Annotated in this window: 30 protein-coding genes and 1 pseudogene; 12 read left to right on the top strand and 19 right to left on the bottom strand. The window is 70.4% G+C overall.

From position 1 onward, the window contains the following. Positions 1–9 precede the first annotated feature (9 nt). Positions 10–753 carry an HAD family hydrolase gene (locus AOQ53_RS18820; protein WP_059418801.1) on the bottom strand — a complete coding sequence of 248 codons (744 nt, stop codon included), beginning with the start codon at positions 751–753 and terminating at the stop codon, positions 10–12. Beyond that, positions 753–1,604: a FadR/GntR family transcriptional regulator gene (locus AOQ53_RS18815; protein WP_078945384.1), complete on the bottom strand. Its 852-nt coding sequence runs from the start codon at positions 1,602–1,604 to the stop codon at positions 753–755. Before AOQ53_RS18815 ends, AOQ53_RS18820 begins: the two co-directional genes overlap by 1 nt. A 186-nt stretch (positions 1,605–1,790) precedes the next feature. On the opposite strand from AOQ53_RS18815, the gene AOQ53_RS18810 reads away from it, so the two are divergent. After that, complete coding sequence (locus tag AOQ53_RS18810; protein ID WP_059418797.1) at positions 1,791–1,979, top strand: hypothetical protein; 189 nt, start codon at positions 1,791–1,793, stop codon at positions 1,977–1,979. Between the two features lie 2 nt (positions 1,980–1,981). On the opposite strand, the gene AOQ53_RS18805 is transcribed toward AOQ53_RS18810, so the two are convergent. The 3 genes from AOQ53_RS18805 to AOQ53_RS18795 form a co-directional block, all read right to left on the bottom strand. After that, positions 1,982–2,899: a FadR/GntR family transcriptional regulator gene (locus tag AOQ53_RS18805; protein ID WP_078945380.1), complete on the bottom strand. Its 918-nt coding sequence runs from the start codon at positions 2,897–2,899 to the stop codon at positions 1,982–1,984. Between the two features lie 265 nt (positions 2,900–3,164). After that, positions 3,165–4,427, bottom strand: coding sequence for a GNAT family N-acetyltransferase (locus tag AOQ53_RS18800; RefSeq protein ID WP_059418793.1), 1,263 nt, complete (start codon positions 4,425–4,427; stop codon positions 3,165–3,167). A 79-nt stretch (positions 4,428–4,506) separates the two neighbouring features. After that, entirely contained in the window at positions 4,507–5,139 is a 633-nt protein-coding gene (locus AOQ53_RS18795) for an RsiG family protein (RefSeq protein ID WP_059418791.1), read from the bottom strand. A gap of 212 nt (positions 5,140–5,351) precedes the next feature. Between AOQ53_RS18795 and dtd the strand changes: the two genes are divergently transcribed. Further along, positions 5,352–5,777 (top strand): D-aminoacyl-tRNA deacylase, encoded by a 426-nt coding sequence (dtd, locus tag AOQ53_RS18790; RefSeq protein WP_059418789.1) that lies wholly within the window; start codon positions 5,352–5,354, stop codon positions 5,775–5,777. Positions 5,778–5,796: 19 nt separating this feature from the next. Here the strand turns inward: dtd and ygfZ are convergent, their stop codons facing one another. The 3 genes from ygfZ to AOQ53_RS18775 are packed head-to-tail and all read right to left on the bottom strand — an operon-like array spanning position 5,797 to position 7,802. Beyond that, positions 5,797–6,762 carry a CAF17-like 4Fe-4S cluster assembly/insertion protein YgfZ gene (gene ygfZ, locus AOQ53_RS18785; protein ID WP_059418787.1) on the bottom strand — a complete coding sequence of 322 codons (966 nt, stop codon included), beginning with the start codon at positions 6,760–6,762 and terminating at the stop codon, positions 5,797–5,799. A gap of 10 nt (positions 6,763–6,772) precedes the next feature. Next, positions 6,773–7,210, bottom strand: a complete 438-nt coding sequence (locus AOQ53_RS18780; protein WP_059418785.1) for a Fur family transcriptional regulator — start codon at positions 7,208–7,210, stop codon at positions 6,773–6,775. 16 nt (positions 7,211–7,226) lie between these two features. Next, the gene (locus AOQ53_RS18775; RefSeq protein ID WP_059418783.1) at positions 7,227–7,802 is read right to left on the bottom strand and encodes an FABP family protein; all 576 of its coding nucleotides are present in this window, start codon (positions 7,800–7,802) and stop codon (positions 7,227–7,229) included. 203 nt (positions 7,803–8,005) lie between these two features. Between AOQ53_RS18775 and AOQ53_RS18770 the strand changes: the two genes are divergently transcribed. Next, on the top strand, positions 8,006–8,368 hold the full coding sequence (locus tag AOQ53_RS18770; protein WP_059418782.1) for a DsrE family protein: 363 nt from the start codon (positions 8,006–8,008) through the stop codon (positions 8,366–8,368). Here AOQ53_RS18770 and AOQ53_RS18765 read toward each other — a convergent pair. From AOQ53_RS18765 to AOQ53_RS18730, 9 genes are all read right to left on the bottom strand, one after another. Then, positions 8,362–8,748 (bottom strand): VOC family protein, encoded by a 387-nt coding sequence (locus AOQ53_RS18765; protein ID WP_059418780.1) that lies wholly within the window; start codon positions 8,746–8,748, stop codon positions 8,362–8,364. The two genes, AOQ53_RS18770 and AOQ53_RS18765, sit on opposite strands and share 7 nt — an antisense overlap. Before the next feature lie 20 nt (positions 8,749–8,768). Then, on the bottom strand, positions 8,769–9,029 hold the full coding sequence (locus tag AOQ53_RS18760) for a DUF3099 domain-containing protein (protein WP_059418779.1): 261 nt from the start codon (positions 9,027–9,029) through the stop codon (positions 8,769–8,771). A 91-nt stretch (positions 9,030–9,120) separates the two neighbouring features. Then, positions 9,121–9,408 (bottom strand): DUF1416 domain-containing protein, encoded by a 288-nt coding sequence (locus AOQ53_RS18755; RefSeq protein WP_010036201.1) that lies wholly within the window; start codon positions 9,406–9,408, stop codon positions 9,121–9,123. A 43-nt stretch (positions 9,409–9,451) separates the two neighbouring features. Further along, on the bottom strand, positions 9,452–10,297 hold the full coding sequence (locus tag AOQ53_RS18750) for a sulfurtransferase (RefSeq protein WP_059418777.1): 846 nt from the start codon (positions 10,295–10,297) through the stop codon (positions 9,452–9,454). A gap of 138 nt (positions 10,298–10,435) precedes the next feature. Then, positions 10,436–10,516, bottom strand: a complete 81-nt coding sequence (locus AOQ53_RS48110; protein ID WP_350310325.1) for a putative leader peptide — start codon at positions 10,514–10,516, stop codon at positions 10,436–10,438. Positions 10,517–10,720: 204 nt separating this feature from the next. Further along, entirely contained in the window at positions 10,721–11,461 is a 741-nt protein-coding gene (locus tag AOQ53_RS18745) for an LmeA family phospholipid-binding protein (RefSeq protein ID WP_059418775.1), read from the bottom strand. A 393-nt stretch (positions 11,462–11,854) separates the two neighbouring features. After that, complete coding sequence (locus tag AOQ53_RS18740) at positions 11,855–12,934, bottom strand: hypothetical protein (RefSeq protein WP_059418774.1); 1,080 nt, start codon at positions 12,932–12,934, stop codon at positions 11,855–11,857. A 3-nt stretch (positions 12,935–12,937) separates the two neighbouring features. Further along, positions 12,938–13,192, bottom strand: coding sequence for a MoaD/ThiS family protein (locus tag AOQ53_RS18735; protein ID WP_059418772.1), 255 nt, complete (start codon positions 13,190–13,192; stop codon positions 12,938–12,940). Positions 13,193–13,230: 38 nt separating this feature from the next. Next, positions 13,231–14,082: an alpha/beta hydrolase gene (locus tag AOQ53_RS18730; protein ID WP_059418770.1), complete on the bottom strand. Its 852-nt coding sequence runs from the start codon at positions 14,080–14,082 to the stop codon at positions 13,231–13,233. Positions 14,083–14,255: 173 nt separating this feature from the next. Here AOQ53_RS18730 and AOQ53_RS18725 point away from each other — a divergent pair, with 173 nt between their 5' ends. From AOQ53_RS18725 to AOQ53_RS18700, 6 genes are all read left to right on the top strand, one after another. Then, positions 14,256–15,035, top strand: coding sequence for a winged helix-turn-helix transcriptional regulator (locus AOQ53_RS18725; RefSeq protein ID WP_059418768.1), 780 nt, complete (start codon positions 14,256–14,258; stop codon positions 15,033–15,035). A gap of 146 nt (positions 15,036–15,181) precedes the next feature. Further along, positions 15,182–16,204: a LacI family DNA-binding transcriptional regulator gene (locus AOQ53_RS18720; RefSeq protein ID WP_078945378.1), complete on the top strand. Its 1,023-nt coding sequence runs from the start codon at positions 15,182–15,184 to the stop codon at positions 16,202–16,204. A 123-nt stretch (positions 16,205–16,327) separates the two neighbouring features. Beyond that, the gene (locus AOQ53_RS18715; protein WP_059418764.1) at positions 16,328–17,323 is read left to right on the top strand and encodes a S1C family serine protease; all 996 of its coding nucleotides are present in this window, start codon (positions 16,328–16,330) and stop codon (positions 17,321–17,323) included. Between the two features lie 33 nt (positions 17,324–17,356). Continuing rightward, complete coding sequence (locus AOQ53_RS18710) at positions 17,357–17,557, top strand: hypothetical protein (protein ID WP_059418762.1); 201 nt, start codon at positions 17,357–17,359, stop codon at positions 17,555–17,557. Positions 17,558–17,653: 96 nt separating this feature from the next. Further along, on the top strand, positions 17,654–18,391 hold the full coding sequence (locus AOQ53_RS18705) for a response regulator transcription factor (RefSeq protein ID WP_059418760.1): 738 nt from the start codon (positions 17,654–17,656) through the stop codon (positions 18,389–18,391). After that, positions 18,388–19,860 carry a sensor histidine kinase gene (locus AOQ53_RS18700; protein WP_059418757.1) on the top strand — a complete coding sequence of 491 codons (1,473 nt, stop codon included), beginning with the start codon at positions 18,388–18,390 and terminating at the stop codon, positions 19,858–19,860. The genes AOQ53_RS18705 and AOQ53_RS18700 overlap by 4 nt, the downstream gene beginning before the upstream one ends. A gap of 48 nt (positions 19,861–19,908) precedes the next feature. On the opposite strand, the gene mshD is transcribed toward AOQ53_RS18700, so the two are convergent. Continuing rightward, the gene (mshD, locus tag AOQ53_RS18695) at positions 19,909–20,835 is read right to left on the bottom strand and encodes a mycothiol synthase (RefSeq protein ID WP_059418756.1); all 927 of its coding nucleotides are present in this window, start codon (positions 20,833–20,835) and stop codon (positions 19,909–19,911) included. A gap of 549 nt (positions 20,836–21,384) precedes the next feature. Between mshD and AOQ53_RS46355 the strand changes: the two are divergent. From AOQ53_RS46355 to AOQ53_RS18680, 3 genes and pseudogenes are all read left to right on the top strand, one after another. Beyond that, positions 21,385–21,668 (top strand): annotated as a pseudogene (locus tag AOQ53_RS46355) (5'-nucleotidase C-terminal domain-containing protein); the annotation flags it as partial. Positions 21,669–21,726: 58 nt separating this feature from the next. Then, a complete protein-coding gene (locus AOQ53_RS18685; protein WP_059418751.1) occupies positions 21,727–22,986 on the top strand; it encodes an LmeA family phospholipid-binding protein in 1,260 nt (419 codons plus the stop codon). A gap of 148 nt (positions 22,987–23,134) precedes the next feature. Further along, positions 23,135–24,157: a glycoside hydrolase family 5 protein gene (locus AOQ53_RS18680; RefSeq protein WP_059418749.1), complete on the top strand. Its 1,023-nt coding sequence runs from the start codon at positions 23,135–23,137 to the stop codon at positions 24,155–24,157. Between the two features lie 75 nt (positions 24,158–24,232). Here AOQ53_RS18680 and AOQ53_RS18675 read toward each other — a convergent pair whose 3' ends face one another. Beyond that, positions 24,233–26,290, bottom strand: coding sequence for a pectinesterase family protein (locus AOQ53_RS18675; RefSeq protein ID WP_059418747.1), 2,058 nt, complete (start codon positions 26,288–26,290; stop codon positions 24,233–24,235). Positions 26,291–26,347: the final 57 nt, after the last annotated feature.

Raw genomic sequence — 26,347 nt, 5'->3', positions numbered from 1 at the left:
GGACACCCCCTAGCCGCGCAGCGACCTCAGTACGGGGTCCAGGGATTGGACCACGGCGTCGGCTCCCGCTTCCCTCAGGAGCTTGGCCTTCCGGCTGTTGCGCGCGTACCCGAGGAACGGCACCCCGGCCCGTGCCGCGGCCTCGCGATCCGAGGGGGCGTCGCCGATCATCAGGGCGTCGGCCGGGGCGGTACCCGTGGCGTTCAGCGCCCGGTTGAGGCAGTGGGGGTCCGGCTTCAGGTGGCGGAGTTCCTGGGTGCGGCCGTAGATGTGGGGGGCGAAGCAACCGACGAGGCCGCGGCTTTCGAGGTACTTGCGCACCACCCGCGGGGAGTTGTTGGTGGCGATCGCGAGGCGGGAGCCCACCGCCGACCAGGTGCGTATCAGCGGGTCCGCGTACGGGGTCGGCATCGCCGACGACGCGGCCCGCAGTTCCTCATGGGTGAGACGTTCCTCCAGCTCGGCGACGAGGTCGCTGCCGGGATGCCGGCGGTCCACGGCGCGCAGGACGACCTGCGGGTCGAGCGACTCGCGTTCCGTCTCCGTCAGCAGGCCGTGCAGGCCCCGGCCCTCCAGCCAGGACACCAGGTCGCTCGCCACGCCGTCCGCCGAGTGCCCGGCGAACAGACGGCAGATGGGCCCGTCGAAGTCCCAGAGCACGACACGGGCGCCCTTGATCAGAGCCAGGAGGTGGTGCTGATCATTCTCGGTCTCGACTGTTACCGAACCAGTCTTCGTCGTATCAGGAGTCACTAGGAGAGTGTCAGGTCCGTGGTGATGGTTTCCCAGAGGGCGTCGAACCACTTCTGGGATTCCTGTACGAACGCCCCGTCCCGCAGACCCGCTCGTTTCACGAAGGAGAAGAGGAGCGACTGGGAGCCGAGGACGTCGTACATGTCCAGGGTCTGGCTGCCCCACTCCTCCGCGCGCCTGGTCAGCATGTAGTAGCCGATCAGCGCCTCCTCCTGGTTGAGCAGGTACAGCTTCACCGGTGGGGTGAAGGGCAGCGCCCGGAACGTGACGTGCACGTCGATGCCGTGGGTGGAGCGCAGGGCGAGCAGGTTGTGCTGGAGGACCTGTCCCTGGGCGTTGCGCATGGACAGCCAGCGCTCGTGAACCGGGTTGTCGTCGCCGTGTGCCTCCACGGGGACAGGGAAGGCCAGCTCGATGTCCCGGGACGGGACCAGGATGCGGACGTCGATCGACTCGGGCTGGATACGGCCCTCGTGGATCAGGCGGAGCGGCTCGCCGATGGCGACCATCAGGGTCTCCGCGGTGTGACAGACGACGTCGACGCGGACCCGGCGGGCCGAGAACGCCTCGGTGAGCCGCGGTGCCAGGCCCACCATCGTCGGCTGGGGCTCGCCGCGGGCCGGGGCGGGCTCGGCGATCCGCGGCGGGCTGCCCTTGCTGACGTTGGTGAGGAGGCCGTCCTGCTGGAGTGCCCGCAGGGCCTGGCGGACGGCGCCGCGTTCCACGCCGAACTCCTCGGCCAGTTCGGCCTGGGTGGGCAGTCGGTCCCCAGGCTTGAGCTCACCGGCGCGGATACGTTCCCGCAGGATGCCGGCGATCTCCTGGGGCGAGAGCCTGCTGCTGCCGTTCACTGCCACGTTCTCCGCCACGTTCTCCTGGGCCACGACCAAACGCTACAACTCCGATCCACCTGGCGGGAGTTGTTTGAATGTTGTTTATAGCTAGGGGCCAAGTGGGGACAACTTAAGCATAGTTGGTTGCCAACTTCTCAGAGTTGGCGGAAGTTTTGCCTCCAAACTTCCGAAGGGGGAACTCCGATGCCCGCCCTCGCTCTCCTCTCCGCCGCCTTCGTCGTCGCCTTCGAGCAGCTCGTCCAGTGGAAGTACGGTCCGGCCGGCATCGTCGGCCTGGTCCTTCTCACCGTGGGCATCAAGGCCAAGAGCCCGGCCGTCAGCTCCGCCGGAGCGGTCGTGCTCGCGCTGCTGATGACGGGCCCCGCCCGATGACGTCAGCCCGTGAGCACCAGCTCCGAACTGATCGTCTGCCACAGCGCGTTGAACCACAGGTGCGACTGCTCGACGAACGTCGTGTCACGCAGGCCGGGGCCCTGCTGGAAGGAGAACAGCATCGACTGGGTGCCCTGGGCGTCGTACATCTCCAGGTGCTCGTGGTCGATCTCGGCCTCCCGGCGCATCAGCGTGTAGTACGCGAACAACGCCTCCGTGTTGTTGAGCAGGTACAGCTTCACCGGCGGGGTGAAGGGCAGCGCCCGGAACGTGACGCGCACGTCGATGCCGTGCGTGGCGCGCAGGGCCAGCAGGTTGTGCCGGAGGACCTGCCCCTGGGCGTTGCGCATCGCCAGCCACCGGTCGTGCACCCAGTCGTCGCCGCGCCCCTCGACCGGCACCGGGAAGGCGAGGTCGATGTCCCGGCTCGGCAGCAGGACCCGGACGTCGACCTTGGCCGGTTTCAGCCGTCCGGCGTGGATCTGCCGCAGCGGCTCACCGATGGCGAGCGTGAGGGAGATGGAGGTGAGGCACACGGCGTCGATCTCGACGTGCTCCGCCGCGAAGGCCGCCGCGATCCGGGGAGCGAGGGCCACCGTGGTCGGTAGCGGCGGGGCTTCCGGGCCGGTCAGCGCTCTGTCCGGGTCGGGGGCGACGGTCGCCGGGCTGCCCTTGGACACGTTGGTGAGCAACCGCTCGGACTGGAGGATGCGCAGGGCCTGGCGTACGGCACCGCGCTCGACGCCGAACTCCTGGGCCAGCTGGGCCTGGGTGGGCATGCGCTCGCCCGGCCGCAGTGCTCCTGACCTGATCCGGGCGCGCAGTTCGTCGGCCACCTCGTGATGTGTTCTCTGTGGCCGTTGCGACCTCTTCCGTCCATTGACGGGGGCGTGTTCCGGGTCCACAACAAAACAGTACAACTTCCCGCCATCTTCCGGCAGTTCAGCACCTGGTGGTTATGAGCCGCTTCCAAGCGGAGATAAGTACAGAGAAGTTGGTAGCCAACTTGGGCGACATGGTCAGACCTTCAAGGGGGTTGGCCATCCGTCCTGGGGCTCCCTTCCGGAGGGGAGCCGGGAGCCCCGGCCGGTCGGCACCACCGCCGGTAAGCACCACCGCACAACAACCACAACCGAACAGCTCGCTACGGATGCGGGATCCCTGTCGTCGGCGGAAGGGAGCGGTTCAGAACAGGTCCGGGCACCAAGGCCGCCTGGACGTACGCAGCAGGGCGTCGGCCTTCCGGGCGGCGCCCGCTCGTTCTTCCCGCACCCGGCCCAGCGCCGCCAGCCGCACCGCCGACTCGTCCCCGAGCCACAGCGCCCCCAACTCGACCAGCCCGAGCGTGATGTCCGCACTCTCGGTGGTCGGCGTACAGGACGCCCCGGCGGCCGAGGCCTCCAGCCGGTAGCGTCCGCCGGTCAGACCGTCCACGCCGGCGACCTCCAGCACCAGCCTCCCCTCCCCCTCGTACGTCCGCGCCTGAAGCGCCCGTACGACGTCGAGGATCCGCACCCACAGCCAGTCCGCCAGCGAGGTGATCCTGGCCGCCCGCGGATCCGGCAGGAGGAACGGGAGCAGGTCGTCGGGTGCCCGCCAGCCGCTCTTGACCTTCACGACCCAGTCGATGGAGCACAGGTACTGCCACAGGGCGCGCTCCGCGGCCGGTGTCGCGCCGAGCAGCCACTGCACGCTCGCCGTGTTCAACGGCTGTTTGGCGTCACCCCAGTTGTCGTCGACCTCGTAGGCGGCCATGCCCTCGACCTCGCCGGACGCCGAGCGGTACACGGCGAAGAAGGGCAGCTTCCACGACGGGTCGAACCGTATGGCGCCGGTGTTGAGCTTCCACCACACCTCGTCGCGGGTGATGAGGCCGGGCCGGGTGCGGCGCAGCCGCTCGTGCAGCTCCGGGCCGAGCTTGCGGACGTCCTCGCCGTCCACCAGGTCGATCCGCCCGCCGTCCGTCGGGCCCGCCCAGCGGGCGTCGAGACCGGCGCGCGGCACGTCGACCGTCCACTCGGCCGTCCAGGTCGCCGGCCCGAAGCCGTACCGGCCGTAGATCGGGTACTCGGCGGCGATCAGCGTCGCGACGACGTCCCCGCGCTCCTTCGCGGCCGCCAGGTCCTGCGCCATCATCCGGCTGAGCAGCCCGCGGCGGCGGTGCGTTGCGGTGACCGTGACGCCCGAGACGGCGTCGGCCGGGACCCTCGCCCCGCCCACGGCCGTGAGCTCCTGGTCGAAGGACCGGAAGGTCGCCACACACCGGCCGCCGTCGAAGGCACCGAGGTAGCGGCCGGGGACGAACTGCCGGCGACGCCCCTCGATCTCCTCTTCGGACAGGACCGGCCCCCGCAGGAAGCCGGTGCTCACGGCACGCAGCCAGTCGGTGAACTCGGCCTCGGTGATCGGGCGTACGTCGATGCCGTCGGCACGGGCGGTGGCGGTCATGGATTCACGCTAGGTGGAGGGCCGGTCGGTGTCGCGTAAATATCCGACCGCCGGCCCTCCCCCGGGCCCCCCGAGCGACTCACACGAGCAGGTCGTCGACCTGGGCCTCCCCCTCGCGGTACCGGCGCGTGATCTCCGCGCTGCACTCGTCGGCCGTGCGCTGGAGCCGCTGCCGCCGCCGGGAGACCTGCTGCTCGTAGCGCACGAGCCGCCCCATCGCCGTGTTCAGCTCCAGGTCCGTCCGGGCGTCCAGGTCGGACAGCTCGACCTCGGCGAGCATCTCCGCGGCCAGCCGCCGGTACTCCTCGCCCTGCGGCGTCCCCAGGGTCACGTGCCGGGCGGAGGAGCGGTGCCGGGCCGGGGCGTCCAGCAGGATCTCCGCGAGCCGCTCGACGACGGACGCCTCCGCGGGCACGGCGACGGAGGCCGCGTCCACCGGGGTGCGCCGCGTCAGCTCCGCGCGCAGGATGTCGATCCGCCCCTGGAGCAGCCGCCGCAGGTAGCTGAGGTCGGCTTCGTCGCGCTGGGCCTCGCGGCGCAGCGTGCGCAGCTCGGGCAGGCTCAGCGCGGCCAGCTCGTGTTCGGGCGCGTCCGAGGGCAGCGGCGGACTGTCGGTGCGCTGTGTGGGGGGCCGGTGGTACTCCGACGCCCCGATCCCCGTCTGGTTCGACCAGACAGCCCCCAGCGGATGCCCGGTACTTGATGTGCTCATGTGCCTCAACCGTCCCCTCGACCGGTGTGTGAAAGCATCGTGTCACCCCAAGTGGCCGCTATGGGAACGAGTGCCCCCGATAGACCCCAGATGGGCGCTTAAGCAGCAAAATACGTCCGTGCGCGGCCTGTTGGCGCCCGGTGCAAACCACCCTTTCGGGCCATGTGCGAACCACCTGCGATCGCGCGTTCACCGCCCTGCATGATGGACGTATGCGAGCAGTGGTGCAGAGGGTGGACGGCGCGAGCGTCGTCGTGGACGGCGAGACCGTAGGGGCGATCGAAGGCGAGGGGCTGTGCGTCCTCGTCGGCGTCACGCACGAGGACACCAAGGAGAAGGCGGCCCAGCTGGCCCGCAAACTCTGGTCGGTCCGCATGCTGCACGACGAGAAGTCGTGCAGCGACATCGACGCCCCGCTCCTGGTGATCAGCCAGTTCACCCTGTACGGCGACGCCCGCAAGGGCCGCCGCCCCACCTGGAACGCCGCCGCCCCCGGCGACGTGGCCGAACCGCTCGTCGACGAGGTGGTCGCCCAACTACGCGCGCTGGGCGCGACGGTGGCCACGGGCCGCTTCGGAGCCGCCATGCGTGTATCACTGACGAACGACGGCCCGTTCACCGTGCTGATCGAAGTCTGACCCGAAAGGACTACAAGCTCTACGGCTCGACGACGAGTTCCTGGGCCGCTGCCGTGTCCCCGGCCACCAGCGGCGCGTCCACCGGCACGTTCCGCTTCACCAGCGCGAGGGCGACCGGCCCGAGCTCGTGGTGGCGTACGGAGGTCGTGATGAAGCCGACCTTCCGGCCGTCGGGGCCGTCCTGCGCGAGCCGGAGCTCGGTGCCGGCCACCGGCAGGTGGACCTCGCTGCCGTCCAGGTGCAGGAAGACCAGCCGGCGCGGCGGCTTGCCCAGGTTCTGCACCCGGGCGACCGTCTCCTGGCCCCGGTAGCAGCCCTTCTGGAGGTGCACCGCCGAGCCGATCCAGCCCAGCTCGTGCGGGATGGTGCGGTGGTCGGTCTCGAAGCCGAGCCGGGGCCGGTGCTGCTCCACGCGCAGCGCCTCGTAGGCGAGGATCCCGGCGGGCGGCCCGGCCTGCCCGGCGTACGCCTCCAGGTCGGCGCGCGGCAGGAACAGGTCCCGTCCGTACGGCGTCTCACGTACGGCCACGCCCTGCGGCACCTCGGCGATGGAGCCGGCCGGCAGGTGCACCACCGCGATGTCGGCCGTCCGGTCGGCGACCTCGACCTTGTAGAAGAACTTCATGGACTCCAGGTACGCGATCAGCGCGTCCTGGGTGCCCGGCTCCACATGGGCCCAGACCGTCTCGCCGTCGTCGACGAGGTAGAGGGCGTGTTCGATGTGGCCGTTCGCGGACAGGATCAGCGCCTCGGTGGCCTGGCCCGCCGGGAGGTCGCTGACGTGCTGGGTGAGCAGCAGGTGCAGCCAGGCGAGCCGGTCGTCGCCGGTGACGGTGACGACCCCCCGGTGCGAGAGGTCCACGAAACCGGTGCCGTCGGCGAGGGCACGCTGCTCGCGGAACAGATCGCCGTAGTGGGCGGCGACGCCTTCGTCCACGCCCTCGGCGGGGACGGCGCCGGGCAGGGTCAGCAGGGGGCTCTTCATATGCGTAAGCCTACGACTCGGTAGTTGAAGCCTTGAGCGTGCAGTCCTCGCACCGGCCGAAGATCGCGAAGTGCTTCATGTCGGTGTCGAACCCGAACGTCTCCCGCAGCTTCGCGGTGAACTCGGCGGCCACGGCCACATCCGCCTCGATGACGTCCTGGCAGTCACGGCAGACCAGGTGGAGGTGGTGGTGCCGGTCCGCGAGGTGGTACGTCGGCGCGCCGTGCCCCAGATGGGCGTGGCTGACCAGGCCGAGCTCCTCCAGCAGCTCCAGCGTCCGGTACACCGTGGAAATGTTGACCCCCGACGCCGTCTTCCTCACTTCCACGAGGATGTCGTCGGGGGTCGCGTGCTCCAGGGTGTCCACGGCTTCGAGCACGAGTTGCCGCTGCGGGGTCAGCCGGTAGCCGCGCTGCCGCAGATCACTCTTCCAGTCGGTGCTCACCACACCGGCCAGTCTAGAACTACTTGAAGAAAGCGATCCCGTCGTCCGGCATGTCGTCGGGCAGGGCCTTGGCCCAGCGCTCGACCTCCTCCGGGGTGACGACCTTCTTCAGGTGGGCCGACATGTAGGGGCGCAGCTCGACCTCGGGGGTCTGCTTCTCGCCGACCCACATCAGGTCGCTCTTGACGTAGCCGTACAGCCGCTTGCCGCCGGTGTACGGCTGGGAGGCGGCGGTGCGGGCCACGGCGTCCGTCACGAGGTCGATCTGCGGCTTCTTGTCGGCCAGCTCGCCGTACCAGATCTCGATGACGCCGTCGTCGCGGGTCATCGTCACCTCGACCTTGCGGTCGGCGTCGATGCGCCAGAAGCCGTGCTCGGACTCCAGCGGCCGGACCTTGTTGCCCTCCTTGTCCAGCACCCAGCTGTGGGAGCGGTACTCAAGGAAGTCCCGGCCGTCGTGGGTGAAGGCGACCTCCTGCCCGAAGTTGCACTTCTCGGAGCCGGGGAAGTCGTGCACCCCGGCACCGGCCCAGTTGCCGAGCAGGAAGGCGAGCGGGACGAGGTCTTTGTGGAGGTCGGACGGGATCTCGATCATGAGAGGTTCCTAGACGTGGGTCAGCGCTGGCCCTGGTACAGCTTCTTCACGGTCAGTCCGGCGAAGGCGAGAACGCCGACGGCGACCAGGACCAACAGGATTTCGAAGAAAAGCTCCACGGGGTGCTCCTTGAGCGGGGTGCGGATGTGTGCGCAGGGCCGGGCCCAGCTTACGCGGGCGCCTTCGGCACTACGATTTGGGCTATGGCGAAGAAGCTGGTGATCAAGGTGACCGCGGGGGCGGACGCCCCCGAGCGGTGCTCCCAGGCGTTCACGGTGGCGGCGGTGGCGGTGGCCAGCGGCGTCGACGTCTCCCTGTGGCTGACCGGCGAGTCCGCCTGGTACGCCCTCCCCGGCCGCGCCGCCGAGTTCGAGCTCCCGCACGCGGCCCCGCTCCCCGACCTGCTCGACTCGATCCTGGCGGCCGGCCGCGTCACCCTGTGCACGCAGTGCGCGGCCCGCCGCGAGATCACGGAGCAGGACGTCATCAAGGGCGTCCGCATCGCCGGCGCCCAGGTCTTCGTCCAGGAGGCCATGGCGGAGGACACCCAGGCGCTCGTCTACTGAGACGGCTCCGCCGCCTCCGTGTAGAGACAGAAGGGGTGGCCCGCCGGGTCCAGGAGCACCCGGACGCCGTCCTGCGGCTGGTACTCGGCGAGCCGCGCGCCCTCGGCCAGGGCCCGTGCGGTCTCGCCTTCCAGGTCGTCGACCTCGATGTCGAGGTGGATCATCATCTGCTGCCGGTCCGGCGCACTCGGCCAGACGGGCGGCCGGTAGGCGGGCTCGGTCTGGAAGGACAGTCCGGTACCACCGTCCGGCGGCCGGATGTGCACCCAGTCCTGCCCGTCCTCCCCGCGCCACACCCGCCACCCGGGCAGCAGCCGCAGGTAGAAGGCGGCCAGCTCACGGGCGTTCGGGGCGTCCAGAGTCGCCGCAGTCAGACGCACGCTTCCTCCCCCTCGCCGGTTCAGTACCGGCGCTTCTTGCCGTCCAGTTCGTCCCACCACTCGTCGGACTTGGGGTCCCCGGAGGGGTCGTCCCACCACCGGTCGTCCGGGCCACGCCGGTTCGCGACCATCGCCGCGACGGGCGGGATGACCATGGCGACGAGGCACATCCCGACGGCGACGGGGACGGACCACAGGCGTACGACGCCCCAGGCCAGGACGAACAGCCCGATGCAGCCGCCCATCATCGCGAAGTACGTGCGCCGCCGTCGTGCGTACATACACCCAGCGTAGGTCCGGGCATGCCGAAGGGCCGCACCCCAGGCGTCCAACCCGTGGGATGCGGCCCCTTGGGGCACTGCCACCGTCAGATCAGACGGCGATCGCGACCTCCGCCAGGCCGCCCTTCTGGGCGACGACCGTGCGGTCGGCGGTGGCGCCGGGCACGAGGGCACGGACGGTCCAGGTGCCCTCGGCCGCGTAGAAGCGGAACTGTCCGGTCGCCGAGGTCGGCACCTCGGCCGTGAACTCGCCGGTCGAGTCCAGCAGACGGACGTAGCCGGTCACGGGCTCGCCGTCCTTGGTCACCTGACCCTGGATCGTGGTCTCACCGGGCTTGATCGTCGAGGCGTCCGGGCCGCCGGCCTTCGCTCCACACATGTCGTACTCCTGAAGAGAGGTCTTGAAAGGTCGGTCGGTTCGCTTACTTGTTGGCGCCGAGCTCGATCGGCACACCGACGAGGGAGCCGTACTCGGTCCAGGAGCCGTCGTAGTTCTTGACGTTCTCCACACCGAGCAGCTCGTGCAGCACGAACCAGGTCAGCGCGGAGCGCTCACCGATGCGGCAGTAGGCGATGGTGTCCTTGGCCAGGTCGACGCTCTCCGCGGCGTAGAGCTCCTTGAGCTCCTCGTCCGACTTGAAGGTGCCGTCGTCGTTGGCGTTCTTGGACCACGGGATGTTGCGGGCGCTCGGCACGTGGCCGGGGCGCTGGGACTGCTCCTGCGGCAGGTGGGCCGGGGCGAGCAGCTTGCCGGAGAACTCGTCGGGCGAGCGCACGTCGACGAGGTTCTGCGAGCCGATGGCCGCCACCACGTCGTCGCGGAAGGCACGGATCGACGTGTCCTGGGCCTTGGCCTTGTAGTCCGTCTTCGGACGCTCCGGCACCTCGTCGCCGGCGACGAGCTCGCGGGCGTCGAGCTCCCACTTCTTGCGGCCGCCGTCGAGGAGCTTGACGTTCTCGTGGCCGTACAGCTTGAAGTACCAGTACGCGTACGAGGCGAACCAGTTGTTGTTGCCGCCGTACAGGATCACCGTGTGGTCGTTCGCGATGCCCTTCTCCGACAGGAGCTTCTCGAAGCCCTCCTGGTCGACGAAGTCACGACGGACCGGGTCCTGGAGGTCCTGGGTCCAGTCGATGCGGATCGCGTTCCGGATGTGGTTCTTCTCGTAGGCGGACGTGTCCTCGTCCACCTCGACGATGGCGATGGTCGGGTCGTCCAGGTGCTCCTGGAGCCAGTCGGCGTCGACCAGGACGTCGCTGCGGCTCATGCTCTTTCTCCTCCGGGGCAGTTGCGGCGGGGCGTGCGAGATCTGCGGGGCGCGCGCCCATGACGAGGGCGGCGCACGAGTGCCCTTGGTGCAGGGCGGCGGGGATGCGCGCGCCGGCGCATGGGCCGACGCGGTCGCTCAGAAGGTGCGACAGAGCATGGCGGCGACGCGGCACAGGTCTACTGCCCGCCGCTTCGTGAGATCCGCCTGTCGCTTCATGCCGTCGATCGTAGGGACGGTCAGGCGCGCGTGTCACCGGCGTGTCGCATGCTGAGACGCGAAAATCCACGATGTGGGATCGAGGGGGTACGAGGAGGCGCAGGACAAGGGTTGTGCCCGAATGTTTCCGCCGTCACATCTGAGCTACGGACATCACCGTCTCGCCCACCGGACACTCCAGGGCCAGTCCGCCCGGCGCCTTTCCTACCCGGCCAGACGGACGTTGGAACCCTTCACCGTGATCTCGACGCCGCCCGGCGCGGCCTGGACCTTGTCCAGCTGGATGCCGCCGGGCAGGCCGTCGATCTTCTGCTGGAAGTCGGTGATGGCCCGGACCCGGGACTCGGCGATCTCGACGCCGCCGAACTTGGGCAGGCCGTCGGCCTTCACCCGTACGGTGTCGCCGTCGATCACCGTCACGGAGCTGAGCACGGAGACCGGCTCGGGCAGCTTGGTGCCGAGGACGGTGGCCTCGACGGTGACCTTGATCTTGCCGTTGCCGCCGTCGGAGAGGCCGACGATGTTGGCGGTGACGCCCGGGGCGACCTGAGTGGGTTCGGACTTCGCCGTCTTCAGCAGCTCGTCGTAGGCGATGGTCGCGGTGCCGGTGGCGCTGGTGGCGGTGGCGGAGCTGTAGTCGCCGGAGAACTCGACGCCCCGCATGTCGGCCCGGAGGTCGTCGATACGGATCTTCTCGGCGCCGTTGCCCGCGGCGGCCTCGTAGTTCGTGATGCCGACCTCGATGTCGTCCAGGGAACCGCCGACGACCTGGGTGAGGAACGGGAAGCCCTTGATGGACACGTCCGGGGTGGCGGAGAGGTTCTCGGTGGCCTTCAGGCGGTCGGCGGCCTCGCCCTCGGCGAAGTTCACGGCGACGCGGTCGGCGATCACGAAGAGCCCGCCCAGGATCACGACGATGATCAGCAGTATTCGCAGTGCGCGCATGCGGTGTTTCCCCCACCTAGGCGGTTGGACGGCGGTCCGGTGTTCGACGACCGAGCGGCCGTCCTAGCGTGAGGGTAACTCCGTGGGGGGTGGGGGCCGTGGGTTTTGTCGATCATCTGTGACAGGGCGGGTGCTCTGCCCTGGGGCCCGGGCCGGGTGGGCCCGCAGCCCGGCGGTACGGGGTGCCGCTGCGCCCGCCCGTGCCGCCCCAGCGGCACGACTGCCCGCAGCTGAGCGGGCCCGCAGCCGCCCATGGCGAGAAGGGGACGTGTCGGGAGGCCGCCCGCAGCGGTTGGCGCGTCAACGGACAGTCAGTCGGTCACCCACCCCATCGCGCCGTTCCGAGGACGGACACCCCCGGCGCGGCCCCGACCCACAAGCCGCGCGCAGGCGCTAGACCAGCGCCCGCCCCAGCACATAGACCACCGGGGCCGCGGCGGACAGGGGCAGGGCCACGCCCGCCGTGAAGTGGACGAAGCGGGACGGGTAGTCGTAGCTGGCGACTCGGTGGCCGATCAGGGCGCAGGCTGCCGCGCCCGCGCCCAGGAGGGCGCCGGACGTGCCCAGGCCCGTCATCGAGCCGGCCGCGACACCGCCGCCCGCCGCCGCGAGCAGCGCCACCACGACCGACGCCGGGGTCGGCAGCGGCAGGGCGCGGGCCAGGACGGCGACCGCCACCGCGATCGCGCCCACGGTCACCGCGTCCGGCTCGGCCGCGAGGTACCCGCCCGCCACGATCGCCAGCGCCGATGCCGCGACCGTCGCCATCAGGCCGTACATCCGCTCGTCCGGGTCGGCGTGCGAGCGCAGCTGGAGCACCAGCGCGAGAAGCACCCACACCCCGAGCGTGCCCAGGATCGCCGAGGGCGAGCGGTCCGACGCCAGCAGCGCCGCGTCCGCCGCCAGCGCGCCCGCGAAGCCCAGCGCGATGCCCTGCCGCGCCGGCCACATCCCGTTCAGCCGGAACCAGCCCGCCGCCGTGACGGCCTGGAGGACGACGAGCGGCACCAGGAGCGCATACGTGCCGACCGCCGCCGCACCCGCCAGCAACAGCCCCAGCAGCGCCGTCAGCGCGGCCGGCTGCATCCCGGGCTCGATGATCGGCGACCGCCCCTCCGCCCGCGCCCGCTGCGCGTCCGTGATCCGCGCGTTCCCGGCGACGGTGGCCGGGCCGTACTCGGCAGCGGAGGCTGGGGTGGGAGCGGGAACAGGAGGCTCGTACCCCTGTGGCGGCAGATACGCCGTCTCCTCCGCCGCCGTCACCTGCGCGGACACCGGCGACTGCGTCTGCGTCTCCCAGGTCTGCCCCTGCCACTGCTGCGTGTACTGCTGAGCGGCGTACGGATCGTCGTACCCCTGATATCCCTGCTGATAGCCCTGCTGGTGCCCCTGCCCGGGCCACCCCTGCGGGGTCTGCGGGGTCTGCGGCTGCTGCCCGTAGGGGTCATAGCCGTCGTACGGCTGGTTGGTCATCGTTCACCCTCCTGCGAACGGCGGGAGCACCTCGACCGTGCCGCCGTCGGCCAGCCGTACCGTCTCATGTCCGCGGGTGCCCACGGGGTCACCGTCCACGAGGAACGAGCATCGCCGCAGCACGCGTTCCAGTTCGCCGGGGTGCCGCTCACGCACCCCGGCGAGCGCCTCGGCGAGCGTGGCCGCCTCGTACGGCTCCTCGGCCACCCCGGCCGCGGCCTTGGCGGCGGCCCAGTAGCGCACCGTGACCTTTGGCATCTGCTTCCTCGATCTGCTTGTCGGTGAACCCCGTCAGGCTAGCCCGCCCGGCCCACGACCCACTCCCCGATCCGCCCCAGCAGTGCGTCGCTCGCCGCGTGCTCGGCATGCCCCATGCCCGGCTCCAGCCACAGTTCGCCCTGGTCGGCGGCGGCCGCGGCCAGCATGCGGGGATGGTCGACGGGGAAGTAGCCGTCGGCGTCGCCGTGCACGATCAGCAGGGGCGTGGGGGCGATCCGGGGCACCGCCTCCACCGGGGAGAGCGGGACCGGGTTCCAGTCCCGGTGATGGATGCGGGTGCGGAAGCCGTAGCGGCTCACCACCCGGCCCTCCGGCCGCGTCACCAGCCAGTGCAGCCGGCGCATGGGGGCCGTTCCCCGGTAGTACCAGCGTGCGGGGGCGCTGACGGACACCACCGCGTCGGTCGCCTCCTGGTACAGCGCGGCATGCCGCAGCACCACCGAGCCCCCCATGGAGAACCCCACCGTCCCCACGCGCGCGTGCCCGAGCTCCCGGGCCCACCGCACCGCCGCCGCCAGGTCGAGCACCTCCCGGTCCCCGACCGTCGACCGCCCGCCGGACGCCCCGTGGCCACGGAAGGAGAACGTGACGACGGCCCCGTACCGGGTGAAGGCCCGCGCCACCCGCCGCACGTGCGGCCGGTCCACGGCACCGGTGAAGCCGTGGGCGACGACGAACACGGGGTGATCGGCAGGTGTCCGGGAGGCGTCGTATACAACCGCACCCGGGTCGTATACGGCATCGATCGTCACACCGTCGGACGTGCACAGAAATGTCCGCAATTGCGACCGCACAGGCGTTCCCCGAGTCGTCTCGGAGTGCGGACGATCGGTGGAACGCGCCACATGATCTGCCGGGCCAGAGCTCATGTGGGCTATTCTGCTGGGCAGAGGACTCGGGCAGCGTAGCCCCCGGGTCCTTTTGTGCTTTCGGAAGCGTTGTATACGACGCGGGAAACCGCAGGTGTACGGGGCCTTCGGGATCGCAGAGCCAGTGCTGTGCCAACAGACGTCCTCGCAGGGACCGAGGAGGAACCAGACGTATGAGTTCTCTGCTGCTCCTGACCAACGCCCTCCAGCCGTCGACGGAGGTGCTCCCCGCCCTCGGCCTGCTCCTGCACAACGTGCGGGTGGCCCCCGCGGAGGGGCCCGCCCTCGTCGACACCCCCGGCGCCGACGTCATCCTCGTCGACGGCCGCCGCGACCTGCCGCAGGTCCGCAGCCTGTGTCAGCTGCTTCGCTCCACCGGCCCCGGCTGTCCGCTCGTCCTCGTCGTCACGGAGGGCGGCCTCGCCGCCGTCACCGCCGACTGGGGCATCGACGACGTCCTGCTCGACACCGCCGGCCCTGCGGAGGTCGAGGCGCGGCTGCGGCTGGCCATGGGACGCCAGCAGATCGTCAGCGACGACTCCCCGATGGAGATCCGCAACGGCGACCTGTCGGTCGACGAGGCGACGTACTCCGCCAAGCTCAAGGGCCGCGTCCTCGACCTCACCTTCAAGGAGTTCGAGCTCCTGAAGTACCTCGCGCAGCACCCCGGCCGCGTCTTCACGCGCGCCCAGCTGCTCCAGGAGGTCTGGGGCTACGACTACTTCGGCGGCACCCGCACGGTCGACGTGCACGTACGGCGGCTGCGCGCCAAGCTCGGCCCCGAGCACGAGTCGCTGATCGGCACCGTCCGGAACGTCGGTTATCGATTCGTTACGCCGGAGAAGGTGGAACGCGCCGCCGAGGAGGCGAAGGCCAAGGCGGCCAAGGAAAAGCCGGACAACGAGGACGAACCGGCCGCTTTGGATGCCACCGAGGCGCGCACCAAGGCGTAAAGAGGCGTATCACGGTGCCCGCCTGGGCATCGCTTTCCGCACGGAGCGCGCGGACGGCCGCCGGGCGGCGGTCGGAATATCGCACGGAAGTGCGGAAGCTCCTTTACGCCCTGCCCAGAGCGGGTATATCCGCGTAGACTCCGCGCGTGGCCAAGGTGACTCGGGATGATGTGGCGCGGCTGGCAGGGACTTCCACTGCCGTGGTCAGTTATGTCATCAACAACGGACCCCGGCCGGTCGCCCCGGCCACGCGCGAGCGTGTCCTCGCCGCGATCAAGGAGCTGGGGTACCGGCCCGACCGGGTCGCGCAGGCGATGGCGTCCCGGCGTACGGACCTCATAGGCCTGATCATCCCGGACGCGCGCCAGCCCTTCTTCGGGGAGATGGCGCACGCGGTCGAGCAGGCCGCCTCCGAGCGCGGAAAAATGGTGCTCGTCGGCAACACGGACTACGTGGGCGAGCGCGAGGTCCACTACCTGCGCGCCTTCCTGGGAATGCGGGTCTCCGGCCTGATCCTCGTCAGCCACGCGCTCAACGACCTCGCCGCCGCCGAGATCGAGGCCTGGGACGCCCGGGTCGTGCTGCTGCACGAGCGGCCCGAGGCCATCGACGACGTCGCCGTCGTCACGGACGACCTGGGCGGCGCCCAGCTCGCCGTACGACACCTGCTGGAGCACGGCTACGAGTACGTCGCGTGTATGGGCGGCATAGCCGAGACCCCGGCCGTCGGTGACCCGGTCTCCGACCACGTCGAGGGCTGGCGGCGCGCGATGGACGAGGCCGGCATCTCCACGGAGGGCCGCCTCTTCGAGGCCCTCTACAACCGCTACGACGCCTACCAGGCCGCCCTGAAGGTCCTCTCCGGTCCCGAGCGCCCGCCCGCGATCTTCTGCTCCACCGACGACCAGGCGATCGGGCTGCTGCGGGCCGCGCGCGAACTGCGGATCGACGTGCCCGGCGAGCTGGCGGTGGCCGGCTTCGACGACATCAAGGAAGCGGCGCTGACCGACCCGCCCCTGACGACGATCGCCTCGGACCGTTCGGCGATGGCCCGCGCGGCGGTGGACCTCGTCCTCGACGACGGACTGCGTGTGGCGGGGGCCCGGCGGGAGCGGCTGAAGGTGTTCCCGTCGCGGCTGGTGGTACGGCACTCCTGCGGCTGCGCGTAGCCCCTTCCGGGGCGCCTTCCCGCACCCCTTCCGAGGCGCCTTTATATCGGGCATACGAGGTTCTGTCGGGCTTCTCAGGGAGGACTCAGGAAGCTCTCATGGTCGAGCTCCAAGCTCTGAGACATGACCGAGAGCTTCCACCGCAGTGGCGAGTACGAGAACCCTTACGAGGGTCAGCAGCAGGCCCCGGTGAACCCCGAGTGGCCGCCTCCGCCGGCGTACACCCCGGCACCCGCTCCGAAGAAGCGCAACCGTCGCACCGTCGCCCTGCTCGCCGCCGTGGCGATCGTCGCCGCGGCGATCGGCGGCGGCACCGCCTACGGCATACAGGAGCTGACGGGCAACGACACCGTCGCCTCCAGCTCCACCAGCACCAACGTGGTGCCGTCCAGCCAGAAGGGCACGGTCGCCGGGGTCGCCAGAGCGGTCAGCCCCAGCATCGTCGAGATCAGCGCCGACTCCAACGCCGGTTCCGCCACCGGCTCCGGCGTGATCATCACCAGCGGCGGTGAGATCGTCACCAACAACCACGTCGTCTCCGGTGCCTCGCAGATCAAGGTGACGACCAGCGACGGCAAGTCGTACTCGGCCAAGGTCGTCGGCACCGACAGCAAGAAGGATCTGGCGCTGATCAAGCTGGAGAACGCCTCCGGTCTGAAGGCGGCCACGCTCGGCGACTCCTCCGGGTTGCAGGTCGGCGACCAGGTCGTGGCCATCGGCTCCCCCGAGGGCCTGGCCGGCACCGTCACCAGCGGCATCGTCTCGGCCCTCGACCGTGACGTCACGGTCCCGACCGACGAGGACCAGGGCCAGCAGCAGTCCCAGCAGGGCGACGGGTGGCCGTTCGAGTTCGGCGGGCGGCAGTTCAACGGCGACACCGGCTCGGACACCACGACGTACAAGGCGCTCCAGACCGACGCGTCCCTCAACCCGGGCAACTCCGGCGGCGCGCTGATCGACATGAACGGCAACATCATCGGGATCAACTCCGCGATGTACTCGCCGGCGGGCGCCGCCTCCTCGTCCTCCGACGCGGGCAGCGTCGGCCTGGGCTTCGCCATCCCCATCAACACCGTCAAGGCCGACCTCGCCAAGCTGCGGGCCGGCTCCACCGACTGAGTTCGCGTGAGTTCCCGAGTGAGGAGTACGGCGATGATCCAGCAGGTTCCGCACACGGTGCCGGGGGCCGACCCGGCGGGGTTCGCGCTGGCACTGGCGGTGGCGTACGCCCTGCACGCACCGGAATCGGCGTCCGGACCGGCATCGGCGACGCGAGCCCCCGAGGTGGCGACGGCCAAGGCCCGGCCCGCACGCAAGGCCGCCGCCGCCCGTCGCCGCAAGGTACGGGGCTGATCCTTCTCCCGGCCCGCCCCGCCGACATGCGAGGCTGAGAGCGTCAGCGACACCCCGTCCCGCCACACCACACACCACACCCGAGGACCCCGACCCATGAGCCCCGCAGACGGCGACCGTGACCCCCAGCGCATCCTGATCGTCGACGACGAGCCGGCCGTACGCGAAGCACTCCAGCGCAGCCTCGCCTTCGAGGGGTACGGGACCGAGGTCGCCGTGGACGGCGCGGACGCGCTGGAGAAGGCCGCGGCGTACCGGCCCGACCTGGTCGTCCTCGACATCCAGATGCCCCGCATGGACGGCCTGACGGCGGCGCGCCGCATCCGCTCCACCGGCGACACGACACCCATCCTGATGCTGACCGCTCGTGACACCGTCGGCGACCGGGTCACGGGACTGGACGCCGGGGCGGACGACTACCTGGTCAAGCCCTTCGAACTCGACGAACTCTTCGCCCGCATCCGTGCCCTGCTGCGGCGCAGCTCCTACGCGGCGGCCGTCGGCGCGGGCTCTCCGGACGACGAGGACGTCCTCGCCTTCGCCGACCTGCGCATGGACCTCGCGACGCGCGAGGTCACCCGGGGCGGCCGCCCGGTGGAGCTGACCCGCACGGAGTTCACCCTGCTGGAGATGTTCATGGCGCACCCGCGCCAGGTCCTCACCCGGGAGCAGATCCTGAAGGCGGTCTGGGGCTTCGACTTCGAGCCGTCGTCGAACTCCCTCGACGTCTACGTCATGTACCTGCGCCGCAAGACCGAGGCCGGTGGCGAGCCGCGCCTCGTGCACACGGTTCGGGGTGTGGGCTACGTGCTGCGGCAGGGCGGCGCGGAGTGAACAAGGTCGTACGCCGGTTCCGCTCCCTGCCGATCCGGTCCCGCCTGGCGCTGCTGGTGGCGGCGGCGGTGGCGTTCGCGGTGGCGGCGGTTTCGGTGACGTGCTGGTTCATCGTGCAGGGTCAGTTGTACGACCAGGTGGACGGTGACCTGAAGTCGGCGTCCCGGACACTTCAGGCGGACGACTTCGAGGCGTTGACGAGGACGTGTCCCCAGACCCCCTCGGACACGCTCGGAGGCGGGCCGCGTCCCAAGACCTACGCCCAGGTGGTCGGCGCCGACGGCAAGGTGTGCCTCTTCAGCAATTCCATGGCGCCGGTGAAAGTCACGAGCAGCGACAAGGAGGCGGCCAGGAACCCTGATCCCACCACCATCACACTGCGCAACGGCACCGACAGCGAGGGCAACCCGGTACGCGTCCTGACCACCGCGGTCGTCGTCAAGAACGGGCCCTTCCCGCAGGGCGTGGCCGCCGACTACGCCCTCGTCATCGCCATCCCCCTCAAGGGAACCGAGTCCACCCTCAACGAGCTGGCCCTGATCCTCCTGCTGGTCTCCGGCATCGGGGTGGTGGGCGCCGGCGCGGCCGGCCTCGCGGTCGCCCGGGCGGGTCTGCGCCCCGTCGACAAACTCACCGAAGCCGTCGAACACGTGGCCCGCACGGAAGACCTGGACATCCGCATCCCGGTCGACGACGCCGACGAGGACGAGGTGGCCCGCCTCTCCCGCTCCTTCAACTCCATGACCTCGGCCCTGGCCAGCTCCCGGGAGCTCCAGCAACAGCTCATCGCGGACGCCGGCCACGAACTGCGCACGCCGCTCACCTCCCTGCGCACCAACATCGAGCTCCTCACCCGCAGCGAGGAGACGGGCCGTCCCATCCCCGAGGCCGACCGCAAGGCACTCCTCGCGTCGGTGAAGGCACAGATGACGGAACTGGCCGCGCTCATCGGCGACCTCCAGGAACTGTCCCGGCCGGACACGGGTCAGCACTCGGGCCGGACGCAAATCATCGCCTGGCAGGACATCGTCGACTCGGCGCTGCGGCGGGCGCGGCTGCGCGGCCCGGAGCTGACGATCACGGCGGACGTCCAGCCGTGGTTCGTCCGCGCGGAGCCGTCCGCACTGGAGCGGGCGGTGGTCAACATCCTCGACAACGCGGTGAAGTTCAGCCCGGAGGGCGGCACGATCGAGGTGCGCCTGTCCGAGGGCGTCCTGACGGTCCGCGACCACGGCCCGGGCATCCCCGACGACGAACTCCCCCACGTCTTCGACCGCTTCTGGCGCTCACCGAGCGCGCGAGCGCTGCCCGGCTCGGGTCTCGGCCTGTCGATCGTGGCACGCACGGTGCAGCAGGCGGGCGGCGAGGTGTCGCTGTCCCACGCCGAGGGCGGCGGCACGGTGGCGACGGTCCGGCTGCCGGGGGCGGCCGTGCCGCCGCCGGACAGTCCTGCCTTCGCCGCCGAATAGCACGAACAGGTCAGCACGCTCGGCGGGGCACAGCCGCAACCAGCGCCGTCACGTCTCCGTCCGGTACATCAGATCCACCTCGTGCGTCACGAACCCCAGCCGCTCGTACACGGACACCGCCGCCTTGTTGTCGGCGTCGACGTACAGCATCGCGGTCGGCACCCCCTGGTCCGCCAGGTGCCGCAGGCCGATCGTCGTGAGGGACTTGCCGAGGCCGCCGCCCTGGGCGCCGGGGGCGACGCCGAGGACGTACACCTCGCCCAGGCCCTCCTCGGCGTGGACCTTGGTCCAGTGGAAGCCGATGAGTTCGTCGCCGCGGAAGGCGAGGAAGAACCCCGCGGGGTCGAACCACGGTTCGGCCTTGCGGTCGTCGAGGTCCCGCTGGGTGAGGGAGCCCTGCTCGGGATGGTGGGCGAAGGCGGCGGCGTTGACGGCGAGCCAGGCCGCGTCGTCCTGGCCGGGGACGAAGGTGCGGACGGTGACGCCCTCGGGGAGGACCGGCTCGGGCGCGTCGAAGCCGGTCAAGGGGCGGCGCATCTGGCGCAGTTCTCGGAACAGGGTCAGGCCGAGGACCTGCGCGAGGTGCCGGGCGGCGGAGTGGCCGCCGTGGGCCCACACCCGCAGCCGCTTGCCGGACGCGGCCAGCAGCGCGGAGCCCAGCGCCCGCCCGTGCCCGTGGCCCCGGTGCCCGGGGTGCACGACCAGTTCGGCGGCTGGCGGCTCCACCGGGTCGGTGTCCTCCAGTTGGGCGTACCCGACGAGTTCGCCGTCGACGGTGAGCAGCAGATGGGCGACGCCCTCGCGTTCGCCGCCGCGCAACTGCAACCGGCCCTGTTCGGAGACCGCCTGCTGCCCGTCGGTGCGGGCGGCCTCGGCGAGCAGTGCGAGGACGGCCTCGGTCTGCTCCGGGGGGAGCGCGGCATATGTGTCGATCGAACGGGTGCGTCCGGGCCGTGCGGTGTCGTCGCTGGTCATGTGTACGAGGGTACGGGGGACCGCCGGTAAATCGGCGGCAAGAGCAACCAGGATGTAGCCACGAAAACTCTGTCGCGCTACGCGCGTTGACTCTAGGCTGCGCCGGACGACATCACTGTCCCAGCAGACCCACAGGGGGGCGTAGGCCAGCCACTTCACCGGCACCGGCGCACCGGGAGCGCCGCAGACGTCGCAGAAACCGTCTCGTCGCTCTCGCCGCCGTCTCGTCACCGTCGGCGCGCTGGCCGCGGCGACGGCGCCCGGGTCGGCGTCGGCCGGCGAGAACCACAGCGGGGGCGGCCACCGGCCGGGCCGCCACCAGGACGTCCGGCTGCTGTCCTTCAACGACCTGCACGGCAGCCTGGAGCGGCCCGCCGCTCCTCCGGCCGGGTCACCGAACACCAGCACGACGGCACGACGAAGACCATCGACGCGGGCGGTCGCGGGTGGTGTCGAGTACCTCGCCACCCATCTGCGTCGGGCCGCGAGGGCGAGAAGTGCTCCATCACCGCGGCCGGCGGCGACATGGTCGGCGCCTCCCCGCACATCTCCGGCCTCTTGACGCTGGGCCTCACCAAGTCCGGCGCCGACCGCGTGGTCACGGACTCGATCAGGCTGAACGGCGCGGCCATCGACCCGGCGGCCGCCTACCGCGCGCGACGAACAGCTTCCTCGCGGGCGGCGGCGACGGCTTCCCCACGCTCGGCCAGGGCACGAACGACGTCGTCGGCGCCGGCGACCTGACCGCGCTGGAGCAGTACCTGACGGCCAACTCGTCGGCCACGGACCCGCTGGCACCGCCGAAGGCGGACCTCATCGTGATCGTGAAGTAAATCGCATACAGGGGATTCAAGTTGCGGGCAGGGGCGGTGCGCATGGTCGGATGAGACGATGCGCACCCCCCACCGCGTAGACACGCAGCACCTTCCCCAGGACCGCTCCGAGCAGCCCCGTGACCACTCCGGGCAGCCCCGCAACCCCTACGACGAACTCGGCGCACTCGATGACGGCCCGCTGGAGGAGACCCCTCTGGCGGACTTCCTCGGCGAGGACGCCGAGCGGCGGGACGAGCGGGAACCTCAGTGGTCGCCGCCCGACCACCGCCGTGGCGGCCGGCGTCGGCGGAATCGTTTCGCCGGGCTGCCGCTCGCGATGAAGGCGGTGGTCGGGCTGGTCGTACTCGCCGCCTTCGTCGCCCTGGCCGACCGCTGGGCCCTGCTGTACGCCGAGCACCGGGCCGCAGACACGCTCAAGGACCGGCTCGACCTCGCGGCGGCGCCCGAGGTGGAGATCGGCGGATTCCCCTTCCTCACCCAACTCGCCGACAAGCGGCTGGAGTCGGTGAAGGTGACCGTCCCGGACGTCGCCGCCGACCGGGTCTCCCTGGCGAGGGTGTCGGCCACGGCGCACGACATCCGGCTGGACGCCGACGGCCTCACGTCCGTGCGCGGCGCGCACATCCCCCGGTTCGACGGGGACGTCCTGCTGTCCTTCGAGGATCTCAACCGCGAACTTGGCGCCTCCCAGGTGACGTTCACCGGTGAGGGCCGCGACCGCGTCCGGGCCCGCGGCACCCTGCCCGTCGCCGGACACGACCTGCGTCTGCGCGCCGAGGCGCGGATCCAACGGCAGGGCGAGCGGGGCATCGCCACGGAGATCGGCGGAATGCGGCTCGACATCGGAGACCTGGCCACCTACCGCCCCGGCACCCGCCCCGCGGAGGGCCTGCACCTGACCGCCAAGGGGACCGCCGACCTCGCCCGGCAGACCCGCAAGGCCAAGGCGCTGCTCTCGGTCCCGGCCATCGTGCAGCGGATGGGCGTGCCCGAGGCGACCGTGCGCGAGGCCCTGGCCGACGACGGCAAGCTCGCCGAACTGACCGGCTCCCCGAAGTTCGCCCGCCAGGCCGAACGCCTCAACCTCATCGACCTGGCATTGGACAACCCCGAGGTGCTCCGCCGCCTCGGCCTCGACCCCAACCTCCTCGACGAGCTGTCCGGCCTGACCCGCCCGGTCCTGGCCGACCGGCTGGCGCTCGCGTTCGAACTTCCGAAGCCGGAGCAGGGGGACGTTCGGCTGGACGACGTACGGGTGGAGGAGGACGGCATCCGGGTGCGGGTGTCGGGCTCGGGGCTGACCGTGGGTTCGTAGTCCCGCGAGTCGGCAACCTGCGTTCCTGATGAGATTTGGTGTGCAGATGTGTTGACCTCTGTTCGAGTTCTCTTCTAGTTTGCGGGAGCCAACGAGCCGCCGATCTGTACGCGAGTTCCGCGGACGCAACTGCTCAGAAGGGGACGTCGTGTCACGAAACACCCATCGGGGGACAGTCGGTCTGGGGGCGCTGCTCGCCTGCGCCACGGCATTCGGCGGGGCCCTCGCCTCCCCCGCAGCCGCCTCCCCCGCCGCCCCGCCGCCCGTCAGCGACTTCAAGGGCGTCAACTGGGCCGACCCGCGCGACAACTACGCCGACGACGCGGTCGTGCCCTCGGGCCTGTCCACCTCCGACAGCTACGCCACGACCTACGCCAAGTCCAGGGCGATCATCGGCGGGTTCTCCAAGCTGGGCGCCAACACCGTCCGACTCCCGGTCAACCCGACCTCTGTGAACGGCCCGTTCTGGAAGTCGTACCGGGGCGCGATCGACGCCGCCACCGCCAAGGGCTTCAAGGTCATCCTGGGCTACTGGGAGGCCGACAACGCCAAGGACGGCAAGATCGACAACCAGGCCTCCTGGGACCAGATGTGGGCGCGCATCACCTCCGCCTACGCCCGCGACTCCAAGGTGTACTTCGAGCCGATGAACGAGCCCTTCGGCTACACCGCCCAGGAGTGGACCGACATCGCCGCGAAGTGGGTGACCACCCACCGCAACGTGCCCCGCGACCGGATGCTGATCGGCGGGTACAAGTACAGCGAGGACGTCAAGCCGGTGTGCGCCGACCCGCGTCTCAACGGCACCCGGATCGCCCTGCACAACTACGGCTTCTGGCACACCGACTGGACCAGCGTCGACCAGTGGAAGCAGGACTTCAAGGCGCGCATCGGCGACTGCGCCTCGCGCACGATCCTCGACGAGTTCGGCGCTTCGATGACGACCGGCCTGGACTACAACGGCCCGGTCAACGGCTCCAACGAGGTCGCGTACATCCAGGCCGCGACCGACACCATCCGCGAGATGGGCCTCGGCTCGGTCTACTGGCCCGGCCTGCGCAACGGTGACACCTACTCCCTCACCACGCTCCAGGGCACGGGCACGAACCTCAGCCTGACGGTGAACAACCAGAGCGGCCTGGACCGGCTGCACTGGGCCTGGAAGCAGTAGCAGTCCCCACAGGGACCACCATGGTGGCCCTTCCGGGTCCGGCGCCGCTAGTCAGCCGGACCCGGAAGGGAGCCGTCAGGACGCCGAAGGCGTCCAGCCCGCGAGCCAGTCCGCGACCTCCTGGTTCGCGGCCTGCGCGTCGCTCAGGTGCGGCCGGTTGGTGCTCGCCGGACCCGCACCCGCGCCGTAGTTGCCGTACTCGGCGAACCGGTCGTCCTTCCACGAGAAGCCGCTCATGTCGGTCCACGGCGTGGACTTGATCGCGGCACTCAGGTTGGTGTTGCGGACCGTGGTCTGCGGGTCGAGCGAGGCGTCACCGCCCGCGTGCCAGGGCCGCCCGAGGTAGAAGCTGCCGGCCGACACGTCGCCGTTCACGGTCGAGTTGGCGATCAGGATGCCCTTGCGGTTCGCGGCGGTGCTCGGGGCGGTGATGTACCCGGCCGAGGTGCCGTTCCAGCGCTTCTTCAGCGTGATGATGGACTTGTCGACGACGGCCGTGGCCCGCCCGAAGATGAAGTCGACGTTGCCGATGACGTAGGAGTTGCTGACGTAGACCCGGCCCAGCCGGTCCTTCGACGCGGTGTCGAGCAGCAGCGTGTCCTGATCGCCGCTGACGATGATCCCGTCCAGGAACACCTTGTCGGCGGCGGTCCGCAGGGCGACGGCCTGGTGGCCGTTCAGGCTCTGGTTCCTCGCCTCGTCGAAGTCGTTGGAGATGGTCAGGTTCCGGGCCTGGAAGTCGTCGGCCTCGACGGCGACGGTGGCGCTGCCGCCCGTGCCGTACGTGCCGCCGCCGGGCTTGGGCGTACCGGAGGCGTTGTTGTAGACGATCGTCGTGTCCTTGCGGCTGCTGCCGGTACCCCGGATGGTGACGTGCGGCTTGTTGGACGGCACCTTCACCAGCTCCCGGTACGTGCCCGGCTTGACGGCGATCACGACCCGCGACGGATTGTTCGCCGGTACGGCGTTCACGGCGGCCTGCACCGTGCGGTACTGGCCACTGCCGTCCTTGGCGACGGTGAGGGTGGTAGCGGCCGCGGCTTTGGTGGAGGCGGCGGTCCTGCCGATGGAAGCGCGGGGGCCGGCACCGGACTTGAGGATCGACGGGAGGTCGGCGGCCTTGTCGAGGGTGTACCGGTAGTAGGCCTTCGGATCGAAGGCGGTCCCGCCGCTCTCGTTGCGCCCGCTGGTGCCGGAGAAGGAGTTCCCGCGCTGGACGACGGCGGCGCCACTGTCCTTGATGACGGGGTTCGTGACGCCCTTGAAGAAGGAGTTCTCCAGGACCATCTTGGTCGCGCCGCGCGAGTAGTTGCCGTACGACGACTTGATGGCCGTGCCCGGGGCGTCCTCCAGGAAGTTGTTGTAGAGGTGGGCGTGGGAGGCGTTGTCGGTGGACGGGTTGCGCTGCTCGGTCTCGCGGATCCAGTTGTGGTGGATCGTGATGTCCGTCTTGACGTTCTTGGTCCAGCCGATGCCGAAGGTCTTGTTGTTGTCGCTCAGCTTGTTCCAGGAGACGGTGACGTTCGTGCTGTCCTTGCGGACGTCGATGAGCCCGTCGGCCATGTGCCGCAGGTCGTTGTGATCGATCCACACATGGTGGGCGCCGTCCATCTGAACAGCGTCGAAGTCGTGATCCTTGTCGTTCCAGATGCCCTGGTACGAGTCCCGGATGGTCAGATTCCGGATGATCACGTTGTGCACGCCCTGGCCGAGGAAGAACCCACCTCCGACGATGTGCCCGGAGGTCCCGGCACCGACGATGGTCTTGTCGGACTGCACCTTGATCTCTTTGCCGACCGGGTTCATGTTGATCGTGCCGGCGACGACGATGACGTACGGCTCGGTGGCCGTGGCGTACTTCTCCAGGTCGGCCTGCGTCTTCACGGTGACGGTCTTGCCGTCCCGGCCGCCGTACGTCCCGTTCTGGCCGAGGGAGTTCACGGAGGCGAACCCGTCGGCGGTGTCGGCGGCCCAGGCCGGGGCGGCGGCGGAGGCCTGCTGGGCGGTGGAGCCGAGGACGCCGAGGTCGGTGCCGTAGGCGAGGGTGCCGGCGGCGGTCAGGGCCAGCGGCACCCCGACCGCCAGGGCCGTGCGGCTTCTGCGGTGCCGGGGCTTGCTGTGCGGCTCACTCATGCGGCGAATCCGTTCCGTGCGGGGGGATGATCCGGGAGTGGGTCGCCGCCCCGCACG

The organism is Streptomyces azureus (assembly GCF_001270025.1).
In the GTDB taxonomy this organism is placed as follows: domain Bacteria; phylum Actinomycetota; class Actinomycetes; order Streptomycetales; family Streptomycetaceae; genus Streptomyces; species Streptomyces azureus.
The sequence above is the reverse complement of the archived record's forward strand: the minus strand, read 5'-3'. Positions and strand labels throughout refer to the sequence as shown.

Excerpts from the sequence above, each read along its gene's own strand:
- AOQ53_RS18810 (WP_059418797.1), top strand. The coding sequence starts at position 1,791 with ATGCCCGCCCTCGCTCTCCTCTCCGCCGCCTTCGTCGTCGCCTTCGAG.
- AOQ53_RS18800 (WP_059418793.1), bottom strand. The coding sequence starts at position 4,427 with ATGACCGCCACCGCCCGTGCCGACGGCATCGACGTACGCCCGATCACC.
- AOQ53_RS18795 (WP_059418791.1), bottom strand. The coding sequence starts at position 5,139 with ATGAGCACATCAAGTACCGGGCATCCGCTGGGGGCTGTCTGGTCGAAC.
- dtd (WP_059418789.1), top strand. The coding sequence starts at position 5,352 with ATGCGAGCAGTGGTGCAGAGGGTGGACGGCGCGAGCGTCGTCGTGGAC.
- ygfZ (WP_059418787.1), bottom strand. The coding sequence starts at position 6,762 with ATGAAGAGCCCCCTGCTGACCCTGCCCGGCGCCGTCCCCGCCGAGGGC.
- AOQ53_RS18775 (WP_059418783.1), bottom strand. The coding sequence starts at position 7,802 with ATGATCGAGATCCCGTCCGACCTCCACAAAGACCTCGTCCCGCTCGCC.
- AOQ53_RS18770 (WP_059418782.1), top strand. The coding sequence starts at position 8,006 with ATGGCGAAGAAGCTGGTGATCAAGGTGACCGCGGGGGCGGACGCCCCC.
- AOQ53_RS18760 (WP_059418779.1), bottom strand. The coding sequence starts at position 9,029 with ATGTACGCACGACGGCGGCGCACGTACTTCGCGATGATGGGCGGCTGC.
- AOQ53_RS18755 (WP_010036201.1), bottom strand. The coding sequence starts at position 9,408 with ATGTGTGGAGCGAAGGCCGGCGGCCCGGACGCCTCGACGATCAAGCCC.
- AOQ53_RS18750 (WP_059418777.1), bottom strand. The coding sequence starts at position 10,297 with ATGAGCCGCAGCGACGTCCTGGTCGACGCCGACTGGCTCCAGGAGCAC.
- AOQ53_RS48110 (WP_350310325.1), bottom strand. The coding sequence starts at position 10,516 with ATGAAGCGACAGGCGGATCTCACGAAGCGGCGGGCAGTAGACCTGTGC.
- AOQ53_RS18745 (WP_059418775.1), bottom strand. The coding sequence starts at position 11,461 with ATGCGCGCACTGCGAATACTGCTGATCATCGTCGTGATCCTGGGCGGG.
- AOQ53_RS18740 (WP_059418774.1), bottom strand. The coding sequence starts at position 12,934 with ATGACCAACCAGCCGTACGACGGCTATGACCCCTACGGGCAGCAGCCG.
- AOQ53_RS18735 (WP_059418772.1), bottom strand. The coding sequence starts at position 13,192 with ATGCCAAAGGTCACGGTGCGCTACTGGGCCGCCGCCAAGGCCGCGGCC.
- AOQ53_RS18730 (WP_059418770.1), bottom strand. The coding sequence starts at position 14,082 with ATGAGCTCTGGCCCGGCAGATCATGTGGCGCGTTCCACCGATCGTCCG.
- AOQ53_RS18725 (WP_059418768.1), top strand. The coding sequence starts at position 14,256 with ATGAGTTCTCTGCTGCTCCTGACCAACGCCCTCCAGCCGTCGACGGAG.
- AOQ53_RS18715 (WP_059418764.1), top strand. The coding sequence starts at position 16,328 with ATGACCGAGAGCTTCCACCGCAGTGGCGAGTACGAGAACCCTTACGAG.
- AOQ53_RS18710 (WP_059418762.1), top strand. The coding sequence starts at position 17,357 with ATGATCCAGCAGGTTCCGCACACGGTGCCGGGGGCCGACCCGGCGGGG.
- AOQ53_RS18705 (WP_059418760.1), top strand. The coding sequence starts at position 17,654 with ATGAGCCCCGCAGACGGCGACCGTGACCCCCAGCGCATCCTGATCGTC.
- mshD (WP_059418756.1), bottom strand. The coding sequence starts at position 20,835 with ATGACCAGCGACGACACCGCACGGCCCGGACGCACCCGTTCGATCGAC.
- AOQ53_RS18685 (WP_059418751.1), top strand. The coding sequence starts at position 21,727 with ATGCGCACCCCCCACCGCGTAGACACGCAGCACCTTCCCCAGGACCGC.
- AOQ53_RS18675 (WP_059418747.1), bottom strand. The coding sequence starts at position 26,290 with ATGAGTGAGCCGCACAGCAAGCCCCGGCACCGCAGAAGCCGCACGGCC.